Here is a 19,580-nt window from a genome sequence, read left to right on the forward strand (position 1 = left end):
TGAAGGTCATGGTGGGCCAGGTCAGCCCGGCGGGCACCGTCTCCACGTTGCGGAACAGGCGCGGGAAGCGGCCGATCTCGCTGGCCTTGTCCTGCTCGCCACGCTCGACGATCAGGTCGTAGGTGTCCTGGCTGGCCAGGATCTGCTGCGGCTCGTAGGCCGAGGCACCCAGCACGCGCACGGCGTGGTAGTGCGTGAGCACGACGTACTTGATGGGCTTGTCCGTCACCTCGCGGATGCGGCGGATCACGTCAGCCGCCATCGCCGGCGTCGCCTGGGTGTCAGCGACCAGCACGGCGTCGTCGCCGATGATGATCCCGGTGTTCGGGTCGCCTTCGGCCGTGTAGGCCCAGGCATGCTCGGACAGCTGCGTGAAGCTGACTTTTTTCTCTTCCAGGTCGGCTTGGGAGGCGAAGGCTTTGCTCATGATCAATGTGGCGAACAGCTTCAATAATGTTTAACGACAGGATTGATCTTAGTCAGCTTGTTCGTTAATGTCTAATCCGTTTTGTTAGAAAAAACCCTGAGATCCACTGTGGACGACAGCATTTCCTCCGCGGCCGCGGAGCGCGGCTCGCGCGGCATTCAGAGCATCGAGGTCGGCGGCCAGCTGCTGCTGGCATTGGCGCACCACGGGCGGCCGATGGCACTCAAAGACCTCGCGCGCGAAGCCGGCATGGCGCCGGCCAAGGCGCATCCGTACCTGGTGAGCTTCGGCAAGCTGGGCCTGATCGAGCAGGACGCCGGCAGCGGCCGCTACGGGCTTGGGCCGCTGGCGATGCAGCTGGGCCTCATCAGCCTGCAGCAGTTCGACCCGGTGCGGCTGGCCACGCCGATGATCGAGGAGCTGGCGCTGTCCACCGGCCACACCATGTCCATCGCGGTGTGGGGCAACCGCGGCCCGACCATCGTGCGCGTGGCCGAGGCACCCAGCCCCGTGCACGTGGCCATGCGCCACGGCACGGTGATGAGCCTGCGCGGCACGGCCTCGGGCTGGCTCTTCGCCGCGCACCGCGCGCGCGAGGAGGTGCAGGCGGTGCTGGCGCAGGAAGCGGCCATAGGCGGCTTCGCCGGCACGCCGCTGGACGAGGCGGCCTTCGAGGAGAAGCTCGACGAGGTGCGCCGCCAGGGCATGGCACGCGTGGTGGACCAGGCCCTCCCCGGCGTGAGCGCGCTGGCCGCGCCGGTGTTCGACGGCAGCGGCGCGCTGCTGCTGAGCATCACCGGCATCGGCCCCAGCGCCACCTTCGACACGGCCTGGGACAGCCCGCTGGCCGGCGCGATCCGGCGCTGCGCGGCCTCGCTGTCGCGACGGCTCGGGGCAGCCTGAGGCGGCGATGGCCCGCGTGCCTGCCCGGCCTAGAAGGCAGCGGCGGGCGGTAGGATTTCACGGCGCTAGTTCTTCGGAACGATGCCTGGCGGGGCGGACTACTCCTTGAGCAACGTCAATATCCTCCTTCCCGCCACAGCGGCCTGACCGTTCGAAGAATGGGCGGCAAGGCCCTTGGCGCGGACAGTCACGGCTCATGAACCTGAGCCACTTCGACGTCCCCCGCTACCTCTCCGTGCTGCCGCTGTTCCAGAGCCGGTGTCCCGCCGAGCTGGACGAGTTGGCGCAAGCGTGCCAGGTGCGCCGCTACACGCGCGGCGAAGCCGTGTTCCGCAGCGGCGACAGCTGCGACGCGCTGCACGTCGTGGTCACGGGCCAGGTCAAGCTGCACGCGATCTCTACCGCGGGCCAGGAGAAGGTGATCGAGCTTGTCGGCCCGGGCTGCGGCTTCGGCGAGTCGCTGGTGTTCGGCGGGCGGCCCAGTTCCTTCAATGCCACCGCGCTGGCCGACACGCTGGTGCTGAGCCTGCCCAAGGACGCGCTGCTGGCCGAGGTCAGCCGCGATCCGACCTTCGCGCTGCGCATGCTCACCGACCTGTCGCACCGGGTGCAGAACCTGATGGACGACGTCGAGGCCTACTCCCTGCACAGCGGCACGCAGCGGGTGGTGAACTACCTGCTGCGCGGCCGGTCGCGCGACAGCGTGCGCGCCGCGGGCACGGTGTCGCTGCCGGTGAGCAAGGCCACCATCGCCTCGCGGCTGTCCATCACGCCAGAGTACTTCTCGCGCGTGCTGGGCGAGCTGGAAGCCGGGCAGATGATCCAGGTGGACAAGCGCCACATTCACATCCTTGACGCGCAGCGGCTGGAACGCCATCCGCTGCAGTGATCCTCTCTTCTCCTTCGCAGTACCCCATGCCTTTCACCACCGAAGCGCTCACCACGGACGCCCGCACGCTGCTGAGCGAAGACCTGCTGCGCAAGTTCGACACCCCGGGCCCGCGCTACACCTCGTACCCGACGGCCGACCGCTTCCACCACGGCTTCGGTCCGGCGCAGGCGCGCGCGGCCATCGAGCAGCTCGCACCGGGCAGCGCGGCGGCGCCGCTGTCGCTGTACGTGCACATCCCGTTCTGCGAGTCCATCTGCTACTACTGCGCCTGCAACAAGATCATCACCAAGCACCACGAGCGCGCCGCCGAGTACCTCGACGCGCTGGAGACGGAGCTGGCACTGGTGCTGGAGCCGCTGGGCGCGGGACGGCCGGTGTCGCAGCTGCACTTCGGCGGCGGCTCGCCCACCTTCCTCTCGGACGCCGAGCTCGCCCGCGTCATGGACAGGCTGGCGCAGAGCTTTCGCTTCACGCCGGACTCCGAGATTTCCATCGAGGTGGACCCGCGCACGGTCACGCCCGACCGGCTGGCACACCTGCGCGGCCTGGGCTTCAACCGGCTGAGCTTCGGCGTGCAGGATTTCGACCCCGACGTGCAACAGGCGGTGCACCGCGTGCAGTCCTTCGAGAGCGTGAAAGCGCTCATGGACAGCGCCCGGACGCTGGGCTTCACCTCGATCAACGCCGACTTCATCTACGGGCTGCCGCGGCAGACCCCCGAGAGCTTCGCGCGCACGGTGCAGCAGATCGGCGAGCTGCGGCCGGACCGCATCGCGCTCTACGCCTACGCGCACCTGCCCGAGCGCTTCAAGCCGCAGCGCCGCATCAACGCCGAGGAGCTGCCCAGCCCGGCGCAGCGCATCGCCATGCTGGGCGACGCCATCAATGGGCTGCTGGCGCGCGGCTTCGAGCACATCGGCATGGACCACTTCGCGCTGCCGGACGACCCGCTGGCTGTGGCGCGCCGGGAGGGAAAGCTGCACCGCAACTTCCAGGGCTACAGCACGCAGCCGGACTGCGACTTGGTGGCACTGGGCGTGTCGGCCATCGGGCGCATCGGCGGCAGCTTCTACCAGAACGCCAAGACGCTGCCCGAGTACCACCAAAGCCTGGCGCGGCGCGAGCTGCCCGTGGTGCGTGGGTATGCACTGGACGGCGACGACCTGCTGCGGCGCGACGTGATCATGGCGCTGATGTGCCAGGGCCGCCTGGAGTTCGACAACGTGGAGCGCGCCCACGGCATCCGCATGCGCGAGTACTTCGGCCGCGAGCTGGAAGCGCTGAAGCCGCTGGCGCAGTCGGGGCTGGTGCTACTTGAAGACAAGGCCGTCGACGTGACGCGCGCGGGCTGGTACCTGGTGCGTGCCATCGCGATGGTGTTCGACCGCCACCTGCAGGCCTCCGGAAACCGGCAGCGCTTCTCCAAGGTGGTGTAGCCGGGCGAGCTTGGGCGGCCTCTTTGAGGCCGCATGCCACATCACCACCCGCTCGGGACCTGTGACGGGGCTGCGTCCTATAACCCCTTCATTTCTGCCCGAACCTTGACTCGCTCATCCAAAAAATTCGGGTTAAGCGCGTCCTGATTACTCCTATTATCGTGCCGCTTCAATAAATGGGATATCTGGGGTGGGCGCGACAGAGAACGGTTCGAAAACGGCGCAAGTCCTTGACCCCGCGGCACCTGGGCGGCGCCGCGGACGGCCGCGTGGTGTACGCACGCGCGTGCTGCGCGAGGGCCAGGCACTGGGGCGGCACCACTTCGCCTTCCTGCGCAGCTGGCTGCAGGGCCTGGATCTGCGGCAGGCCTGGGAGCGCTACCTGGGCTTCGGTGAGCTGAGCGCGGACCGGCGCCACATCGAGAAGCAGCGGGCTGCCCTGCTGCAGCAGGTGCTGCGCGAAGGACACGCGCTGAACATGGGGCTGGGCGAGGAACAGCGCATCACGGTCGAGCTGCTGTTGCTGGCGCAGCCGCCGGCTGGACCGGGCACGGTCGCCCTGCCCGACCTGGACGAGTTCATCGACAGCCAGGGACTGGACCGCGAGGCGCACTCCGAGGCGGAGCTGCTGCGCGAGTACCGCGACTTCTACGGGCTGGACCACGTTCAGACCCTGGAGGCGGATGAACGGCCATCGGGCCTTGTCCGGGAAGCAGATCCCTTGCGTGCCCTGCGCCGCGTGGAGGCGCTGCTGGCACGGCGCCCTGCCCCTTCCGATCCACTGTCGCTGTGGCTGTCGCTGGCGCTGACGGAGCGCCTGAAGGCGGCCGGCATGGGAACGCTGGACGCGCTGGTCCGGACCGTCAATGCCCATGGCGCCAACTGGTGGCGCCGCGTGCAGGGCCTGGGACAGGCACGTGCCGCGTCGCTGACCGCCTGGCTGCTGCCGCTGAGCCGGGAGTGGGAAGAGCCCTTGCGCGAAGAAGCCATCGCGCCTCCTCAGCGCCATGCGGTTTGGCGTACCACAGTGCTGCGTTCGGTGGCGGTACCGCCGCGCTTCGCGCTCCTGCCGCTGGAACAGCTCGCAGTGCCGCCGCGGCTGGCCGGCGGCCCGGGAGCGCCGGGCCTGTTCGCAACACGCATGCCGAACCATCTGGGTGCCCAGGACGACCGCCAGGCGATCGAGGCCTGGCTGGAGCAGTACCGTGACAAGCCCGCAACGCTGCGGGCCTACCGCAAGGAGGTGGAACGCTTCTACCTCTGGTGCCTGCTGGAGCGGGACAAGCCGCTCTCCTCGATCGACAGCCGGGATGCGCAGGCCTACCGGGAGTTCATCCGCCAGCCGCCGCCGCAATGGTGCTGCGCCGCCGTGGTGGCACGCGATGACCCGGCTTGGCGTCCGTTCCGCGGGCCGCTGCAGTCCGGCTCCCAGCGGCAGGCGCTGGTGGTGGTGCAGGCGCTGTTTGACGGGCTGCGCGACGCCAACTACCTGGTGGGCAACCCACTGCGGGCGGTCAGCAAGAAGGCAGCACTGGCAGGGGCGCGCATCGACATCGAGCGCTCGTTCACGGAAACAGAGTGGCGTTTCATCCGGCACCGGCTCGACGCGGAGGAAACCTCGGCCCGCACGCGGAGCGGCGTGCCGGCCGGTGCCGAGCAGCGCCGCCTGCGCCTAGTGCTGGAGCTGTTGACGGGTACGGGATTGCGGCTGGCGGAACTCGCGGTAGCGACCATGGCCTCGGTGCGCCGCGTGCGGCTGGACGGCGAGGGCATCGACGCCACCGTCCTGCAGGTGCATGGCAAAGGCGGCAAGCCGCGCGAGGTGCCGCTGGCGGACGACCTGGCCGCGCTCGTGTCGGCGCATCACGCCGACGCCGAGGCGCTGGGGGAACTGCCCTCGCCCGCGCCGCTGGTGTGCACCCTGGCGGAGGCACCGCCGCGCTGGAGCGCTGCCGCCGACGGCAGCCTGTCCCTGCAACGCGCCACCCCGACGGGCCGCGCGCTGGGAGCCAGCGGCCTGTACCGCATGCTCAAGCGCTTCTTCCACCGCATCGCCGATAGCGCCCACGCGGTGGACGGCCTGGACGCCGCACGGCTGCGGGCCGCCTCCACGCACTGGTTGCGCCACACCTTTGCCCGCCAGGGCGCGGCAGCGCAAATCCCCGTAGAAGTGCTGCAGCAGGCGCTGGGGCACGCCAGCATCGCGACCACGACGATCTACCTGGGCACCGAGCGGGCGCGCATGGTGCGCGAGTTCGAGAAGCTGCAGCAGCGGCGCGGCAAGGGCTGAGCAAACTGCGGGGCTGCCGAGAGGTGGCCGGCAGTGGAGGTGTTCTACGGTAGAACATCCGGGACGGCCGTACTGCTTGAGGCGTGAGCGCTTGCCTCAAGCAACGCTCACCAAGCGTTTTCCCCCAGCTTGGATGCTTGATGCCGTTCATGCGGCGAGGCCTGCGCGGGGGGTGTTCTACCGTAGAACACCCTCTCCGCTCGGGAAGCCTGCCGGTCTTCCCGAGAGGCCTGACCAGGCTGTGCTGCCCTCACCCGCTGCGGGCCCTACATCCCCGGCCAAGGCACCCTTTGCCCGCTCCGTCGTGCTTGCGCAAGCCGGTCGGTGCGCGGTCGTTCTCACATGGCATCGTGCAAGCAGGCCCGCCTTGCACCCCGGTTCGCCGCCAAGGTGAAAGCCGGAAGCCACGATGATGCAGACGAGTCAGCACGCCTCCTGCTCCTTCCTGGATGCGCCGTTCATGCCACCGCTTCGACAGGATTGAGTTCGGGCCTGCGAAGACACGGGGCTGCCACGCTGGTTCGGATGGCCGCTCGCCCGGGAAGGATGGGGATCCCAGGAACTCTTCAGACACGCTGTGCCATTCCGGGCTGAGCCCGCGCACAAGCTTGGAAGAACATGGCGAACGTGCCAACGGCGACACCCAACGCCCACCCTTTGGCTGGCCCGGCGTGAATGGACAGGGGCTCGCCGGCTGATGGGTGGAGATCCGCACCGCCTGTCCTGCGCGCTTCGCGTGGCTCCCGGCACTGGAAACGACCCTCCGCCCTTGCTGCAAATCCAGGGTTCTACTTGCCGCCGGCGGCATGCCGTCGCTCTCCCGGCCACTACGGCGTCAGCCGCCCCTTGCCTGCGAAGCCAAAGAGATCGCTGTAGCACGCCGCGCTGCTGGTCGGCTCTCTTGGAACCGTCCGGCTGGCCGCCCTCTGGAGACGGTTTCTGGATAGGGACAGGGGTACGAGTCGAAGCACGCAAGCCAAGCCGTCCACGGCCAAGCGGTTGGTGGGCCACCGACCTTCGGGGTGGCTCCACCGGTGCACGAACCACCCTCAGCCCAGCCGCTCTCTCGCTGTCACGGGCGAGGGGACGGTTGCACCCATGCTTCGACTGCAGACCCTGGTTCATCCAGGTTCACACGACGCATTCCGCACTTCGGCGGCTGCTTGCAACGCAGGACCCTGTGCCACGGCAAGCCCATGAAGCCACCACCTGTCCAATGCGCTCGCCGCATGCCAACTTTGGGTGCCGGCCGTTCCGGCTGGTGTTCTACGGTAGAACACCCTGGCCCACGAACCAGCAAAGCGGTCCACAGCCAGCCGGCGCCCTGCCTCGACCGCAACCCGAGGTGTTCTACGGTAGAACACCTGCCTCAAACAAAAGGGGCCCGCAGGCCCCTCTTGGAAAACGACTGCGCCCGCCATGGGCGTGGCGCGTGCCTCAATCGAAGAACTTCGCCAGCAACTCCTGCAGCCGCTTCTCCTTGTCCGGCGTCAGCGCGCCGGCCTTGAAGCGCAGCGTCATGTTGCCTTGTGCGTCCTTGTCGCAAGAGCCCACCACCTTGCCGCCCTGCGTGTAGCGCATCTGCCGGGAGAGGCTGGCATTGCCATCCTGCGCCGTGAGCCGGGCCAGCACCTCTCGTGCCCCTGGCCGCGGTGACTGGGCGGCCAGCGTGCGAGCGCGTTCGATCACGCCCGCCTCGTCCCGCTCCAGCGCGGCCTTGAGCGGCGCGACGAAGCGGAACTGCAGATCCAGCGGCGACGCGAAGGCCTGCACCACCGCGTCCGGCAGCGCCGCGATCTGCAGCGCCGTGCTGACGTTGCCGGGCTGCATGCCGATGGACGCGGCCAGCTGCCGCAGCGACGGGAACAGCCCGGCGTCCAGCGCGCGCCGGTACATCATTCCTTGCTCCCAGGCCGAGAGGTCCTTGCGGCCGCGGTTCTCGCGCTCCATCTCCACGAACAGCGCACGGTCCTCGATGTTGTCCACCAGGCACAGCACCGGCAGGCCCAGCTGCCGGCAGGCTTCAAGCCGGCGGTGGCCGTACACCACCTCGAAGCTGCCCGCCGGCTCGGCCACCGGGCGCACCTTGATCGGCTGCACGTTGCTGCCCGCGTCCGCCACCTCGGCCTTGAGCTTGTCGAACAGCGGCGTATTGAAATTGAGCTCGTGCCGGTTGGCCCAGCGGCTGGGGCGGATCAGCGCTGGGTCGATCAGCCGCGAGGCCTTGGCGCCGTCCCACTGCCGCAACTCGTTGAGCGCCTCGTCCAGTCGGCCCTGCAGCGCCTCGGCCTGGCGGGCCTTGGCCTGCAGCACCTCGTTCTCACGCAACAGGTCGGAGCGCGCCTCGTTGGCGAACGCCATCATCGCGCCTGGCGCGGTCTTGGGCCGCGCGGGCACCTCAGCGTCCGAGGCCAGGCCGGGGAGGTTGCTGAAGTCGAGCTTGGCGGCCTTGTTCTTGAGACTCATGGTTCAGCCTTCCTCAGACGGCGAGCTGTTCGAGCTGCATGGCCCACACGGCCTGGATCTGCTGCTCCACCAGCTCGCACATGCGGTCGTAGGCGTCGCGCGCGCGGGCGAAGGTCTTGGCATTCATGGCACCGCGCGGCAGGTCGTACACGGTGCCGAACTCGGCCGACGCGGTGGCGGTGACGGCGGTCTTGGGAATCTCGATCGGCAGCACCTTGTCCGCGTAGCCCTCCAGCACCCACTGCCGCACCACCGTGCTGGCCGCGTCGTTGGACTCTACGCGCGACAGCAGCACGTCGATGAACTCGAAGGTCTTGTCCTGGCCGCGGCTGCGGATGAGCTGGTTGCACAGGTCGCTGAACAGGTCCCAGAACTGCGCCGAGCTGGCGAAGTCCAGCGCGGAAGGGGGCAGCGGCATGATCACGCCGTCGGCCGCCATCAGCGCGTTGATGGTCACGTAGCTCAGCGCCGGCGGCGTGTCGATGATGATCACGTCGTAGTCCACGCGCGCCTGGTCCAGGCCGCGGTCCAGCACGCGCCAGAACTCGAAGCCCGGATCGCGCGTCTGCCGCGCCGGCAGCGCGAACTCCGCGCCGAACAGCAGCGGCGCGGCGCACACCAGGTCGATGCCCGGCCAGTAGCTCTCGCGGATTGCGTAGCTCAGGTCCTCGTGGGCGCCCGAGAACAGCAGCATCGCCGTGTGCTCCTGCTCGACCTCGGCATCGGGCAGCACGCCGAACAGCGTGGTGGCCGAGCCCTGCGGGTCCAGGTCCACCACCAGCACCTTGTGGCCGCGCATGGACAGGCCCTGCGCCAGCGTCACCGCCGAGGTGGTCTTGGCCACGCCGCCCTTGAAGTTGGCTACCGTCAGCGTGGTGCCGGCCGCGCCTTCGGGACGCATGTGCGCCGCGCGGAACTCGCGGATCCACTGCCGTGCCTCGGACATGGGCCACTCGCGCCGGTTGCCCTGCATCTCGCCCGACGGCAGGTCGCCGCGGGTGAGCCGGTAGGCGATCTTGGACTTGTCCACATGGCACAGCTGGGCCAGCTGTGCGGCGCTGAGGGTGGGGGCCGCCTTCTTCGCTGCCGGCGGCAGCATCGCCGCGCGTATGTGTCCCATCATCGCCGCCACGCGGGCAGCCTGGTGTTCGATGTCGGCCAGGCTTTGCCGACGGATCGCCTGTCTGATGTCCATGATGATGCCGGTTTGTTACGTTTTTCCGAGTGCGGGCGATTATGCATGGCACATCGGAAAAATCGCATGAAACGCATTGCGGCGCACAAACGTTCAGCAGCCACAACATCCATCAAGCCTTCTTATATAGATCCTCCGAGAGATTAAGAAAGTTCAAGAAGACTTGAAGAGATTAAGACATGTGGATAACTAAATTTATCCTTTAAAATCAACAACTTATTGAGTATTGAAGTCACTTTCCGTCCGGTTCTTACCCGCTTCCGTCCATTCCTTACCCGTTCCCGTCCGGATTTCACCCGGCAGCGTCCAGCTTCTATCCGGGACACGGATGGACTTGTGCACAAGCTCGGTAAAGGTTGGACGTAACAAGAAGCACGGCTAGCCGTGGCATTAAGACGGCTGCCTGATCGGTCACGCAGCGTGGCGAAGCGGCCTGGGAGGCCATCCGTCCGGTTTTTACCCGGCCTCCATTGCACCGTGCGAAGACGGGGGTCCCCACAAGTGTCCGCTTTCTAACCGGGCGTGTCACCACTCCGCCGATCGACCTGCAAGCCAAGCGTCCAAGTTTTAACCGGCGGGTCAGGCGGCTTGGAACGGTGTTCGGGACGGCAACCGTCCGAGCTTTAACCGGGTGCGGTGGTGGCCTCTCTAGCCGTAAGCGCCTCGGATGTCCATCTTTTACCCGCCATTTATCGTAGCAAGAACGTCTGCAGTCGTTTGGACGCAGATACGCGCTTAGAACGGAAAATTGGCCGAAGCTCCGTGAACCGAACTGTCCAATGTGCATCGGACATATGATGTGTCCATGGATGAAAAGGAAGTGACCCGGGCAGCGGCTCCCAAGGAGGAGGGCACCGAGCTGCGCAAGCCCCACGAGATGATCGTGATGGTCCCGCGCTCGCGCCGCGTCACCCTCACCGGGCGGCGGCTCTACAACGCGCTGCTGCAAGTGTCGCAGTCTCGGCTCCAGGCGATGGAGACCATGCCGGCCGCGGACTACATGTTCGAAGCGCCCTTGCCGGCGCTGCTGCGTACCACCGGCTCCAGCGGCGAGGACCGCACGGCGGCCAAGCGCTACCTGCGGGAGATGCGCGGCCTGGAGGTGGACTGGGAGTCCACCGCCCCGGGCGACGGCTTGAAGTGGCGCGGCTTCAGCATGCTCAGCGAAGTCGCCATCGAGGTACGCAACGGGGAGAACTGGGTGTCCTGGTCCTACCCGCCCACGATCATGTCGGCGCTGCGCGAGCCCGCGCGCTGGGCGCGCATCGACCTGGACGTGCTGGCCAAGCTGGGTTCCTACGCGGCGGTGGCGCTGTACGAGATTTGTGCCCGCTACCGCGACAACCCCTCCGGCGTCACCAGCCGCAAGCCTGTGCAGTGGTGGGCCGACGCGCTCAATCCCGCCCCCGGCGGCGCGGAGCGGCGCGAATGGCGCAAGTTCAAGAACGAGCGCGTGAAGCCCGCCATCGAGGAGATCAACAGCGAGACTGACATCGAGATCGAGCTCATCGAGCACAAGCTCGGCCGCGCCGTGAGCGAGGTGCAGTTCGCCGTGCGCCGCAAGCGCGGCACGCCGCGCGCCCGCGCGCTGGCCGAGGGGCCGGTGGACGCCGGCCTGGTGCTGCGCGCGGAGTCGCTGGGCATCCGCGAGGCCAAGCTCGACGGCCTGATCAAGGAGTTCGGCGAGGAGCGGGTGCGCGAGCAACTGGATGTGCTGGAGCGGCGCGCGGTGAACCGCAAGCTGCGCGGCATCGAGCACGCCTACGCCTACCTGCGCTCGCTGCTGCGCAACGGCGAGGACGAGGCTCTGCTGGGCTTGCCGCCGGCACCGGCGCCGCTGGATGGCGCCACGGTGGTCGAGAGTAGGCCCGCGACCGAGGCCATGGCGCCGCCCTCGGTGCCCGTGGCGTCGGTGCCTTCTCCGGCGCCGCATGCGGTCGGGGCCACCGAGAACTGGCTCAACGAGCGCATCGCCGGGCTCAAGCGCGAGATCGCGGCGCTGGACCCGGTACAGCGCCGCGGCTGGGTCGATCGGGCGCTGCAGGAGCTGGCCGCGCGCGGCATGCTCAGCGCGGTGGTGTCGCGTCGCGCCGCCCAGGGCGACGTGCTGCACGGCGTGCTGGGCTCGGTGCTGGTGCGCGTGTACGCCGAGGCGGTGTACGGGCCGGGCTGGGACCGGGCGTCGGGCGCGGCGGCCTGATTCGCCTTGCCTATCCGGCCGCCACGGCCCGCAGCGCCAGCAGCGCGCTGCCGTAGGCCGCCTCCTCCTGGGACGCCAATTCCACCGGCATGCCTAGGCAACGCCGACGCAGTGACGTCCATGCCGCGTTGCGCGCGCCACCACCGACCGTGAGCACGCGCGACGGCGCGGGCGCGCCCAGCGCGGCCATGCGCTGGTAGCCCAGCGCCTCCACCGCCGCGATGCCTTCGAGCAGGCCCTGGAAGAACAGCGCGTCGTCGGCCGGGCGCGGCGAGTCCCGCGGCGCCAGCGCGGGGTCGCTGACGGGAAAGCGCTCGCCCGGCGCGGGCAGCGGGTAGTAATCCAGGCCGGTCGGCGTCTCGGGGCGCAGGCGCGGCGTGAGCTCGGCCATGCGCTCGGCGCTGAAATGCTTGAGCAGCGCTGCGCCGCCGCTGTTGGAGGCGCCGCCCACCAGCCACCGCGCGCCCAGCCGGTGGCTGTAGATGCCGAAAGCCGGTGCGATCACCGGCCGCGGCGACAGCAGCTTGAGCACCAGCGTGCTGCCCAGCGAGGTGACGGCCTCGCCTACGCGGCTCGCGCCGGTGGCCAGGAAGGCCGCCACGCCATCGGTGGTGCCGGCAACGACTTGCAGTTGCGGCGGCAGGCCGAAGGCGTGGGCGATGTCTGGCGCTACGAAGCCGATGCGCGTGCCCGGCGCCACCACTTCAGGCAGCAGCCCGGCGCGCACGCCCAGCGCCTGCAGCCACTCGGGCCAGCAGCGGCGCAGCGGGTCGTAGCCCAATTTCAGTGCGTTGTGCTCGTCCGACATGCCGAGGCGGCCAGTGAGCCGCGCAGTGATCCAGTCCGCCTGGTGCAACGCATGCGCCGCGCCGGGATGCCGGTCCTGCAGATACAGCAGCCGCGCCAGCGCGCAGGCCGGGCCGCGCGCGGCGGTGTCCGGCGGGGCCACGGTCGCGATGCGGGCAGCTTCCGCTATGCAAGCTGCGTCGCCGTACATCAGGGCCGGTGCGAGCGGCGTGCCTTCATGGTCGGTGAGCAGCAGCGTCCCGGAGGTACCGTCCACCGCCAGGCTCGCCAGCCGGGAGCGCTCCAGCGGCGCCAGCACCGCGGCCAGCACCCGCTGCACTGCTTGCCACCACAAAGCAGGGTCCTGGCTCATGCGCGGGCCCTCGCGCCGCGGCGGAGGCAGGGGCTCGCGGGCCGTGGACTGCACCGCGCCTTGGGCGTCGATCACCACGGCGCGGACGCCGGAGGTGCCGAGGTCCAGGCCCAGGTGCAGGCTGCCCGCGGCAGCCGGGCTGGTGGAGGTGGAGGAGGGCGGCATGGCCGGATTGTCGGCAGGCCGCCCGGTGATGGCGCCGGGTCAGGGATCGATGACCGCCGCGCAGGCGTCGGTGGGAACGGCGGCCGCGTGGCCGACCACGGGAACGATCTTCAGCACCGCCGAGGTGGCTCGGCAGGGGAAGGCGAGGGCGCCGCAGCCACCCAGCAGGGACGACAGCAGGACGGCGCAGCACAGGGAGACAACAGTACGCATCACTGCCCAACGGCAAGATGGGAACCCAGTTGACAGGCCAGGCATGTAACAACCGTGAATGCCGCCGGGCGCAGGCATCGGTCACGCCAGCGTCCGGCCCGGCCCGGCCCGGCCCGGCCCGGCCCGGGCTGGTCCGGGGCTAGGCGCTATCCTCTGCGCCCGCCGCCATCGCGGCCCTGTGACATTTTTGATTGCCCGCGCCTTGCGGGCTCTGGTACGGCGTGAACCTCAAGCAGCTCGAATATTTCGTCCAGGTCGCGGAGCTGGGCAGCTTCAGCAAGGCCGCCGTGGTGCTGGACATCGCCCAGCCCGCGCTCAGCCGCCAGGTGCGCGCGCTGGAGACCGAGCTGCGCGAGACGCTGCTGCTGCGCAACGGCCGCGGCGTGGTGCTGACCGAGGCCGGGCGGCGGCTGCTGGAGCACGGCAGCGGCATCCTGCAGGCGGTGGCGCAGGCGCGCGAGGACATGCGCTCCTCGCGCGACGAGGCGGTGGGACGTGTGGTGATCGGCGTGCCGCCGACCATGGGCCGCAAGCTCACCGTACCGCTGGTCGAGACCTTCAAGGCGCGGCTGCCGCGGGCGCAGCTGGCCATTGTCGAGGGGCTGTCCACGCACATCGTGGAATGGATCCTGAGCTCGCGCGTGGACGTGGGCCTGCTCTACAACCCCGAGGCCCAGCCCGGGCTGGAGGTGATGCCGCTGCTCAACGAGCCGCTGTGCCTGGTGGAGCGGCGCGACGCCCCTTCGGGCCGTGCCCAGGGGCGGGCGCTGGTGCCGCTGCGCGAGCTCGCGGCGCTGCCGCTGGTGCTGCCCGAGCGCGCGCACGTCATCCGGCGCCAACTGGAGACGCAGGCCGCGCTGGCCGGGCTGAAGCTGCAGATCGCCTGGGAAGTGTCCAGCGTGGCCGCAATCATCGACCTGGTGGCCGCGGGCCACGGCTGCGCGGTGCTCACCGCCAGCGCCGTGACGGCCTCGCCGCGGGTACAGGAGCTGCGTGCGCGCCCGCTCACCGATCCGGCCCTCACCAGCGTGCTGTGCCTGGCGCGCTCCTCCAGCCGGCGCCCGGGTCCGCTGATGCGGCAGGTGACGCAACTGCTCATCGACCTCAGCCTGGGCCTGCCCACCGGCGGTACGCCGGCCATCGTCGGAACCGATTGAGCCGTCCTGCCGGCGGTCCGGCAAAACCCGCTTTCGACTTGCGGGGCCAAAGGTAACTTTGCCAGTCCGCTTTGCGATGGCTTTGCGGCCGGAGCCATGCCGGATTGATATAGCAGCTATGGGCTGAACGGTCTTGGTTCGCGGCCCGCGCCTGCCCAGAATCGCGCCGCGACGGCAAGGTTGGCAAGGCACATCCCGGCATGCCATCTGCCCGCCCCGCGGTGCTGGGCCACAGAACAAACCGAACGGGCCGCGCGCTGGGAGCCGGCCTGAAGTTCCGACCAAAACCCTCTAGGAGATCCGGATGATCATCGACGTACACGGCCACTACACCACGGCTCCGGCGGCGCTGGGCGCCTGGCGCGACCTGCAGATCGCCTCGCTCAAGGACCCGAGCAAGAAGCCCGACCCGAAGGCGCTCAAGATCAGCGACGACGAGCTGCGCGAGTCCATCGAGACCAACCAGCTCAAGCTGATGAAGCAGCGCGGCTCGGACCTGACGGTCTTCAGCCCGCGTGCGAGCTTCATGGCGCACCACATCGGCGACTTCGAGACCTCCTCCACCTGGGCCGCCATCTGCAACGAGCTGTGCTACCGGGTGAGCCAGCTGTTCCCGGACCACTTCATCGGCGCGGCGATGCTGCCGCAGTCGCCTGGCGTTGACCCCGCAACCTGCATCCCCGAGCTGGAGAAGTGCGTCAAGGAGTACGGCTTCGTCGGCATCAACCTGAACCCCGATCCTTCGGGCGGCCACTGGACCAGCCCGCCGCTGTCCGACCGCCACTGGTACCCGATCTACGAGAAGATGGTCGAGCTGGACATCCCGGCGATGATCCACGTCTCCACCAGCTGCAACCCCTGCTTCCACACCACGGGCTCGCACTACCTGAACGCGGACACCACCGCCTTCATGCAGTGCCTCACCAGCGACCTGTTCAAGGACTTCCCGACACTGAAGTTCCTGATCCCGCACGGCGGCGGCGCGGTGCCCTACCACTGGGGCCGTTTCCGCGGCCTGGCGCAGGAGCTCAAGAAGCCGCTGCTGAGCGAGCACCTGCTCAACAACATCTTCTTCGACACCTGCGTCTATCACCAGCCCGGCATCGACCTGCTCACCAAGGTCATCCCGGTGAAGAACATCCTCTTCGCTTCCGAGATGATCGGCGCGGTGCGCGGCATCGACCCGGAGACCGGCCACTACTACGACGACACCAAGCGCTACGTCCAGGCCACCGCCAACCTGACGGAAGAGGAGCGCTACCAGGTCTTCGAAGGCAACGCCCGCCGCGTCTTCCCGCGCCTGGACGCCGCCCTGAAGGCCAAGGGCCTGTAAGCCCGCTGTCCGCACGCAGCTTTCGCTCACACAAAGGAATCACCATGTACGAACTCGGTGTCGTCTACCGCAACATCAACCGCGCCGACCGCGAGGCCACCGACCAGCTGGCCGCGCTGGGCTCGGCCACCGTGCACGAGGCCCAGGGCCGCGTCGGCCTGCTGCAGCCCTACATGCGGCCGATCTACCCCGGCACGCAGGTCTCGGGCACGGCCGTCACGGTGCTGCTGCAACCGGGCGACAACTGGATGATGCACGTCGCGGCCGAGCAGATTCAGCCCGGCGACATCGTGGTGGCCGCCGTCACGGCCCCGTGCACCGACGGCTACTTCGGCGACCTGCTGGCCACCAGCTTCCAGGCCCGCGGCGCGCGCGCGCTGATCATCGACGCCGGCGTGCGCGACGTGCGCGTGCTGCAGGAGATGGGCTTCCCGGTGTGGAGCAAGGCCATCTCGTCCAAGGGCACCATCAAGGCCACGCTGGGCTCGGTGAACATCCCCGTGGTGTGCGCCGGCATGCTGGTCACCCCGGGCGACGCCATCGTCGCCGACGACGACGGCATCTGCTGCGTGCCCGCCGCCAAGGTCAAGGAAGTGGCCGAGGCCGCCGCCAAGCGTGAGAGCTTCGAAGGCGAGAAGCGCGCCAAGCTGGCCTCGGGCATCCTGGGCCTGGACATGTACAACATGCGCGGCCCGCTGGAAAAGGCCGGCCTGAAGTACATCGACTGAACGCCCGCCGCGCCGCGATGAGCCTGCACACCACACCCGTTGCGCGCCGCGCGCTGCTGGGCCTCGGCCTGGCGGCGGTGGCGCTCTGGCCGGCCGCCGGCCCCTGGGCGCAGGCCACGGGCAAGCCTATCCGGCTGGTGGTGCCCTTCACGCCGGGCGGCAGCACCGACATCCTGGCGCGCGCCATCGCGCCGCGCCTGGGTGCGCCCGGGCAGACGGTGGTGGTGGACAACAAGCCCGGCGCCGGTGGCAGCATCGGCGCGGACCTCGTGGCCAAGGCCGAGCCTGATGGGCTCACGCTGCTGATGGGCCACATCGGCACGCTGGCGGTGAACCCCTCGCTCTATCCCAAGCTGCCCTACGACCCGCTCAAGAGCTTCGTGCCGGTGGCCTGGGTGGCGCGCGTGCCCAACGTGCTGGTGGTCAACGCCGCGTCCGACATCCGAACGCTGCGCGACCTGGTCGAGCGCGCCAAGGCCCGGCCCGGCAAGCTCGCCTATTCCTCCGGCGGCAACGGCAGCGCGGCGCACATCGCCTTCGAGGCGCTGAAGCTGCGCACCGGCATGTTCGTCGCGCACATCCCCTACCGCGGCACGGCGCCCTCGGTGACGGACCTGATCGCCGGCCAGGTGGATGCCACCTTCACCGGCTCGCCCGCGGTGCTGCCGCACATCCGCAGCGGCCGGCTGCGCGCGCTGGCGGTGTCCGGCAGCGCGCGGCTGCAGGCGCTGCCCAACGTGCCCACGGTGGCCGAGAGCGGCTATGCCGGCTTCGAGGCCGACCAGTGGTACGGCGTGGTCGCGCCCGCGGGCACGCCGGCCGAGGTGGTGGCGCGGCTCAATGCGGCCATCAACCAGGCGTTGCAGTCGCCCGAGGTGATGCAGCAGATGGCGGGGGAGGGCGCGACGCCGATGCCCGGCACGCCGCAGGCCTTCGGTGCGCTGATCGCGCGCGAGATCCCGCGCTGGCGCGAGGTCATCAAGGCCGGCAACGTGCACCCCGACTGAACCTGGGCACCGGCTTCGTACACGACCAAGGATGCGGCAGCAACGACGCTTCCCGCCACGACGCAACAAATCAACGACAGGAGATACCATGATCCGCCTCAAGACCCTTGCCGCGGCCGCCATCGGCACGCTGGCCCTGATCGCCGGCACCGCCCAGGCGCAGGAGTTCCCCACCAAGCCGGTGCGCATCACCACGCCGTTCCCAGCCGGTGCCGGTCCGGAGGCCGTGGTGCGGCTGGTGGCCGAGCGGCTGCAGAAGAAATGGGGCAAGCCGGTGGTGGTGGAGAACAAGCCCGGCGCCAACGGCTTCATCGCCATCGACCAGTTCAAGCGCGGCGCCCCCGACGGGCACGAGCTGATCCACCTGGACAACGTGCACTTGGTGGCCTACCCGCACCTGTTCAAGAAGCTGCCCTACGACCCGGTGAAGGACTTCGATCCGATCGCGCCGCTGTTCAAGACCTACTTTTTCGTCGGCGTGGGCGCGAACAGCAAGTACAAGAGCGTGGGCGAGATCGTGGCCGACGCCAAGGCGCGTCCGGGTGCGCTGAACTACGGCTCGTGGTCGGTGGGCAACCCGGTGCACCTGGGGTCGGCGCTGCTGGAGTCGATGACCAACACCCAGATGCAGCACATCATCTACAAGGAAACGTCGCAGCTCTACACCGGCGTGGCCACGGGTGAGCTCGACTTCGCCCTGGGCTCGCTGGCCACGGCCGGCCCGCTGCAGCGCTCGGGCAAGCTGAAGTTCATCGCCGTGACCGGGCCGAAGCGCCACCCGGCCTTCCCGGACGTGCCCACGGTGGCCGAGTCCGGCGGCCCGGCGGGCTACGAGGTCACGGGCTGGACCACCATCGCCGCGCCCAAGGGCCTGCCCAAGCCGGTGGCCGACAAGATCCAGAAGGACATCGAGGAAGCCCTGGCCGACCCGGAGATCAAGCAGCGCTACGCCACCTTCGGCTACGACGTGTTCCCGGTCACGCGCGATCAGTTCAACACCTTCATCGCGGCCGAGTCCAAGAAGTACGCCGAGGTCATCAAGCGCGCCAAGGTCTCGCTGGACTGAACCGAGGAGAACCCCCGCCATGGACGATCCCAAGCACTGGCACATCGGCCTCGTCGGCTACGGCGAGGTGGGCCGCATCCTGGCCGAGGACCTGCGCAAGCAAGGCCTGGCCGTTTCCGCCTACGACCTCAAGCTCGATGCGCCCGCGACGGCCGAGGCGCTGGTGGCGCATGCGCGCATCCATGGCGTGGGCTTGGCCACCTCGCACGCCGACCTGGCCTCGCGCGCCGACTTCATCGTCAGCGCCGTCACCGCCAGCCAGGCCGTGCCGGTGGCGCAGGCCTGCGTGGCGGGCATCCGGGCCGGCGCCTTCTTCCTGGACTTCAACTCCGCCTCGCCCGGCGCCAAGCAGCGCGCCGCGGAGCTGATCGGCGCCGCGGGCGGGCGCTACGTCGAAGGCGCGGTGATGACCTCCATCCCGCCCTACCGCATCCGCGTGCCGCTGCTGCTGGGCGGCCCGGACGCGTGCGCGCTGGAGCCGCTGGTCAACGCCCTGGGCTTCGACGCCAAGGTCAGCAGCGAGGAGCTGGGCGTGGCCTCCGCCACCAAGATGTGCCGTAGCGTGATGATCAAGGGCCTGGAGGCCATGATCATCGAGAGCTTCACCTCGGCCCGCCACTACGGTGTCGAGGACGCCGTGATCGCCTCGCTGCAGGAAACCTTCCCGGGCATTGATTGGGAGAAGCAGGCGGCCTACTTCTTCCAGCGCGTGATCGAGCACGGCCGCCGCCGCAGCGAGGAAGTGCGCGAGGTGGCCGAGACGGTGCGCGACGCCGGCCTCACGCCCTGGAGCGCTGCCGGCACCGCCGAGCGCCAGGCCTGGGTCGCCGACCTGGCCGACCAGGGCCTGTTCGGCCCCAAGGGCACCAAGGAATTCGCCCGCAGCCCCGATTGGCGCACCGAAGCCGATCGCATCCTGGCCCACGTCAAGAAGGACTGAATG

The 19,580-nt window shown here is 69.2% G+C and carries 16 protein-coding genes; 11 read left to right on the top strand and 5 right to left on the bottom strand.

All coding sequences use genetic code 11. The features are described 5' to 3' along the window. Nucleotides 1-427, bottom strand: a 427-nt coding sequence (locus tag H537_RS0102890) for an MBL fold metallo-hydrolase (RefSeq protein ID WP_028996686.1), incomplete at its 3' end; no start/stop codon positions are given. A 108-nt stretch (nucleotides 428-535) separates the two neighbouring features. Between H537_RS0102890 and H537_RS0102895 the strand changes: the two genes are divergently transcribed. The 4 genes from H537_RS0102895 (at nucleotide 536) to H537_RS0102910 (ending at nucleotide 5,948) form a co-directional block, all read left to right on the top strand. Further along, entirely contained in the window at nucleotides 536-1,330 is a 795-nt protein-coding gene (locus H537_RS0102895) for an IclR family transcriptional regulator (RefSeq protein ID WP_238446589.1), read from the top strand. Between the two features lie 196 nt (nucleotides 1,331-1,526). Next, nucleotides 1,527-2,219 (top strand): Crp/Fnr family transcriptional regulator, encoded by a 693-nt coding sequence (locus H537_RS0102900; protein ID WP_028996688.1) that lies wholly within the window; start codon nucleotides 1,527-1,529, stop codon nucleotides 2,217-2,219. A gap of 26 nt (nucleotides 2,220-2,245) precedes the next feature. Continuing rightward, nucleotides 2,246-3,658, top strand: coding sequence for an oxygen-independent coproporphyrinogen III oxidase (gene hemN / locus H537_RS0102905; RefSeq protein ID WP_084150353.1), 1,413 nt, complete (start codon nucleotides 2,246-2,248; stop codon nucleotides 3,656-3,658). A 286-nt stretch (nucleotides 3,659-3,944) separates the two neighbouring features. Continuing rightward, nucleotides 3,945-5,948 (top strand): site-specific integrase, encoded by a 2,004-nt coding sequence (locus tag H537_RS0102910; RefSeq protein WP_028996690.1) that lies wholly within the window; start codon nucleotides 3,945-3,947, stop codon nucleotides 5,946-5,948. Between the two features lie 1,437 nt (nucleotides 5,949-7,385). On the opposite strand, the gene H537_RS40855 is transcribed toward H537_RS0102910, so the two are convergent. Then, a complete protein-coding gene (locus H537_RS40855; protein WP_051241660.1) occupies nucleotides 7,386-8,414 on the bottom strand; it encodes a ParB/RepB/Spo0J family partition protein in 1,029 nt (342 codons plus the stop codon). 13 nt (nucleotides 8,415-8,427) lie between these two features. Next, entirely contained in the window at nucleotides 8,428-9,609 is a 1,182-nt protein-coding gene (locus H537_RS0102920; protein ID WP_043458110.1) for an AAA family ATPase, read from the bottom strand. A gap of 805 nt (nucleotides 9,610-10,414) precedes the next feature. Between H537_RS0102920 and H537_RS0102925 the strand changes: the two genes are divergently transcribed. Further along, nucleotides 10,415-11,809 carry a replication initiation protein gene (locus H537_RS0102925; protein ID WP_084150355.1) on the top strand — a complete coding sequence of 465 codons (1,395 nt, stop codon included), beginning with the start codon at nucleotides 10,415-10,417 and terminating at the stop codon, nucleotides 11,807-11,809. A 10-nt stretch (nucleotides 11,810-11,819) separates the two neighbouring features. Here the strand turns inward: H537_RS0102925 and H537_RS0102930 are convergent, their stop codons facing one another. Both H537_RS0102930 and H537_RS54310 read right to left on the bottom strand, forming a co-directional pair. Beyond that, on the bottom strand, nucleotides 11,820-13,133 hold the full coding sequence (locus tag H537_RS0102930; protein ID WP_051241661.1) for an FGGY-family carbohydrate kinase: 1,314 nt from the start codon (nucleotides 13,131-13,133) through the stop codon (nucleotides 11,820-11,822). Between the two features lie 39 nt (nucleotides 13,134-13,172). Continuing rightward, the gene (locus tag H537_RS54310; protein WP_169516943.1) at nucleotides 13,173-13,346 is read right to left on the bottom strand and encodes a DUF6726 family protein; all 174 of its coding nucleotides are present in this window, start codon (nucleotides 13,344-13,346) and stop codon (nucleotides 13,173-13,175) included. Nucleotides 13,347-13,567: 221 nt separating this feature from the next. On the opposite strand from H537_RS54310, the gene H537_RS0102940 reads away from it, so the two are divergent. The 6 genes from H537_RS0102940 to H537_RS0102965 all read left to right on the top strand — a co-directional run bounded on the left by H537_RS0102940 (nucleotide 13,568) and on the right by H537_RS0102965 (nucleotide 19,577). Then, nucleotides 13,568-14,503 carry a LysR family transcriptional regulator gene (locus tag H537_RS0102940; RefSeq protein WP_028996695.1) on the top strand — a complete coding sequence of 312 codons (936 nt, stop codon included), beginning with the start codon at nucleotides 13,568-13,570 and terminating at the stop codon, nucleotides 14,501-14,503. 304 nt (nucleotides 14,504-14,807) lie between these two features. Beyond that, complete coding sequence (locus tag H537_RS0102945) at nucleotides 14,808-15,836, top strand: amidohydrolase family protein (protein WP_028996696.1); 1,029 nt, start codon at nucleotides 14,808-14,810, stop codon at nucleotides 15,834-15,836. 44 nt (nucleotides 15,837-15,880) lie between these two features. Next, on the top strand, nucleotides 15,881-16,564 hold the full coding sequence (gene ligK / locus H537_RS0102950; protein ID WP_028996697.1) for a 4-carboxy-4-hydroxy-2-oxoadipate aldolase/oxaloacetate decarboxylase: 684 nt from the start codon (nucleotides 15,881-15,883) through the stop codon (nucleotides 16,562-16,564). Nucleotides 16,565-16,581: 17 nt separating this feature from the next. Further along, nucleotides 16,582-17,571, top strand: a complete 990-nt coding sequence (locus H537_RS0102955) for a Bug family tripartite tricarboxylate transporter substrate binding protein (protein ID WP_028996698.1) — start codon at nucleotides 16,582-16,584, stop codon at nucleotides 17,569-17,571. An 88-nt stretch (nucleotides 17,572-17,659) separates the two neighbouring features. Next, nucleotides 17,660-18,637: a Bug family tripartite tricarboxylate transporter substrate binding protein gene (locus tag H537_RS0102960; protein ID WP_028996699.1), complete on the top strand. Its 978-nt coding sequence runs from the start codon at nucleotides 17,660-17,662 to the stop codon at nucleotides 18,635-18,637. Nucleotides 18,638-18,656: 19 nt separating this feature from the next. Then, nucleotides 18,657-19,577 carry a DUF1932 domain-containing protein gene (locus H537_RS0102965; protein WP_028996700.1) on the top strand — a complete coding sequence of 307 codons (921 nt, stop codon included), beginning with the start codon at nucleotides 18,657-18,659 and terminating at the stop codon, nucleotides 19,575-19,577. Nucleotides 19,578-19,580: the final 3 nt, after the last annotated feature.

Origin of the sequence: Azohydromonas australica DSM 1124 (assembly GCF_000430725.1) — a bacterium.
In the GTDB taxonomy this organism is placed as follows: Bacteria; Pseudomonadota; Gammaproteobacteria; order Burkholderiales; family Burkholderiaceae_C; genus Azohydromonas; species Azohydromonas australica.

Excerpts from the sequence above, each read along its gene's own strand:
- H537_RS0102900 (WP_028996688.1), top strand. The coding sequence starts at position 1,527 with ATGAACCTGAGCCACTTCGACGTCCCCCGCTACCTCTCCGTGCTGCCG.
- H537_RS0102965 (WP_028996700.1), top strand. The coding sequence starts at position 18,657 with ATGGACGATCCCAAGCACTGGCACATCGGCCTCGTCGGCTACGGCGAG.
- H537_RS0102920 (WP_043458110.1), bottom strand. The coding sequence starts at position 9,609 with ATGGACATCAGACAGGCGATCCGTCGGCAAAGCCTGGCCGACATCGAA.
- H537_RS0102955 (WP_028996698.1), top strand. The coding sequence starts at position 16,582 with ATGAGCCTGCACACCACACCCGTTGCGCGCCGCGCGCTGCTGGGCCTC.
- H537_RS54310 (WP_169516943.1), bottom strand. The coding sequence starts at position 13,346 with ATGCGTACTGTTGTCTCCCTGTGCTGCGCCGTCCTGCTGTCGTCCCTG.
- hemN (WP_084150353.1), top strand. The coding sequence starts at position 2,246 with ATGCCTTTCACCACCGAAGCGCTCACCACGGACGCCCGCACGCTGCTG.
- H537_RS40855 (WP_051241660.1), bottom strand. The coding sequence starts at position 8,414 with ATGAGTCTCAAGAACAAGGCCGCCAAGCTCGACTTCAGCAACCTCCCC.
- H537_RS0102945 (WP_028996696.1), top strand. The coding sequence starts at position 14,808 with ATGATCATCGACGTACACGGCCACTACACCACGGCTCCGGCGGCGCTG.
- ligK (WP_028996697.1), top strand. The coding sequence starts at position 15,881 with ATGTACGAACTCGGTGTCGTCTACCGCAACATCAACCGCGCCGACCGC.
- H537_RS0102930 (WP_051241661.1), bottom strand. The coding sequence starts at position 13,133 with ATGCCGCCCTCCTCCACCTCCACCAGCCCGGCTGCCGCGGGCAGCCTG.
- H537_RS0102925 (WP_084150355.1), top strand. The coding sequence starts at position 10,415 with ATGGATGAAAAGGAAGTGACCCGGGCAGCGGCTCCCAAGGAGGAGGGC.
- H537_RS0102960 (WP_028996699.1), top strand. The coding sequence starts at position 17,660 with ATGATCCGCCTCAAGACCCTTGCCGCGGCCGCCATCGGCACGCTGGCC.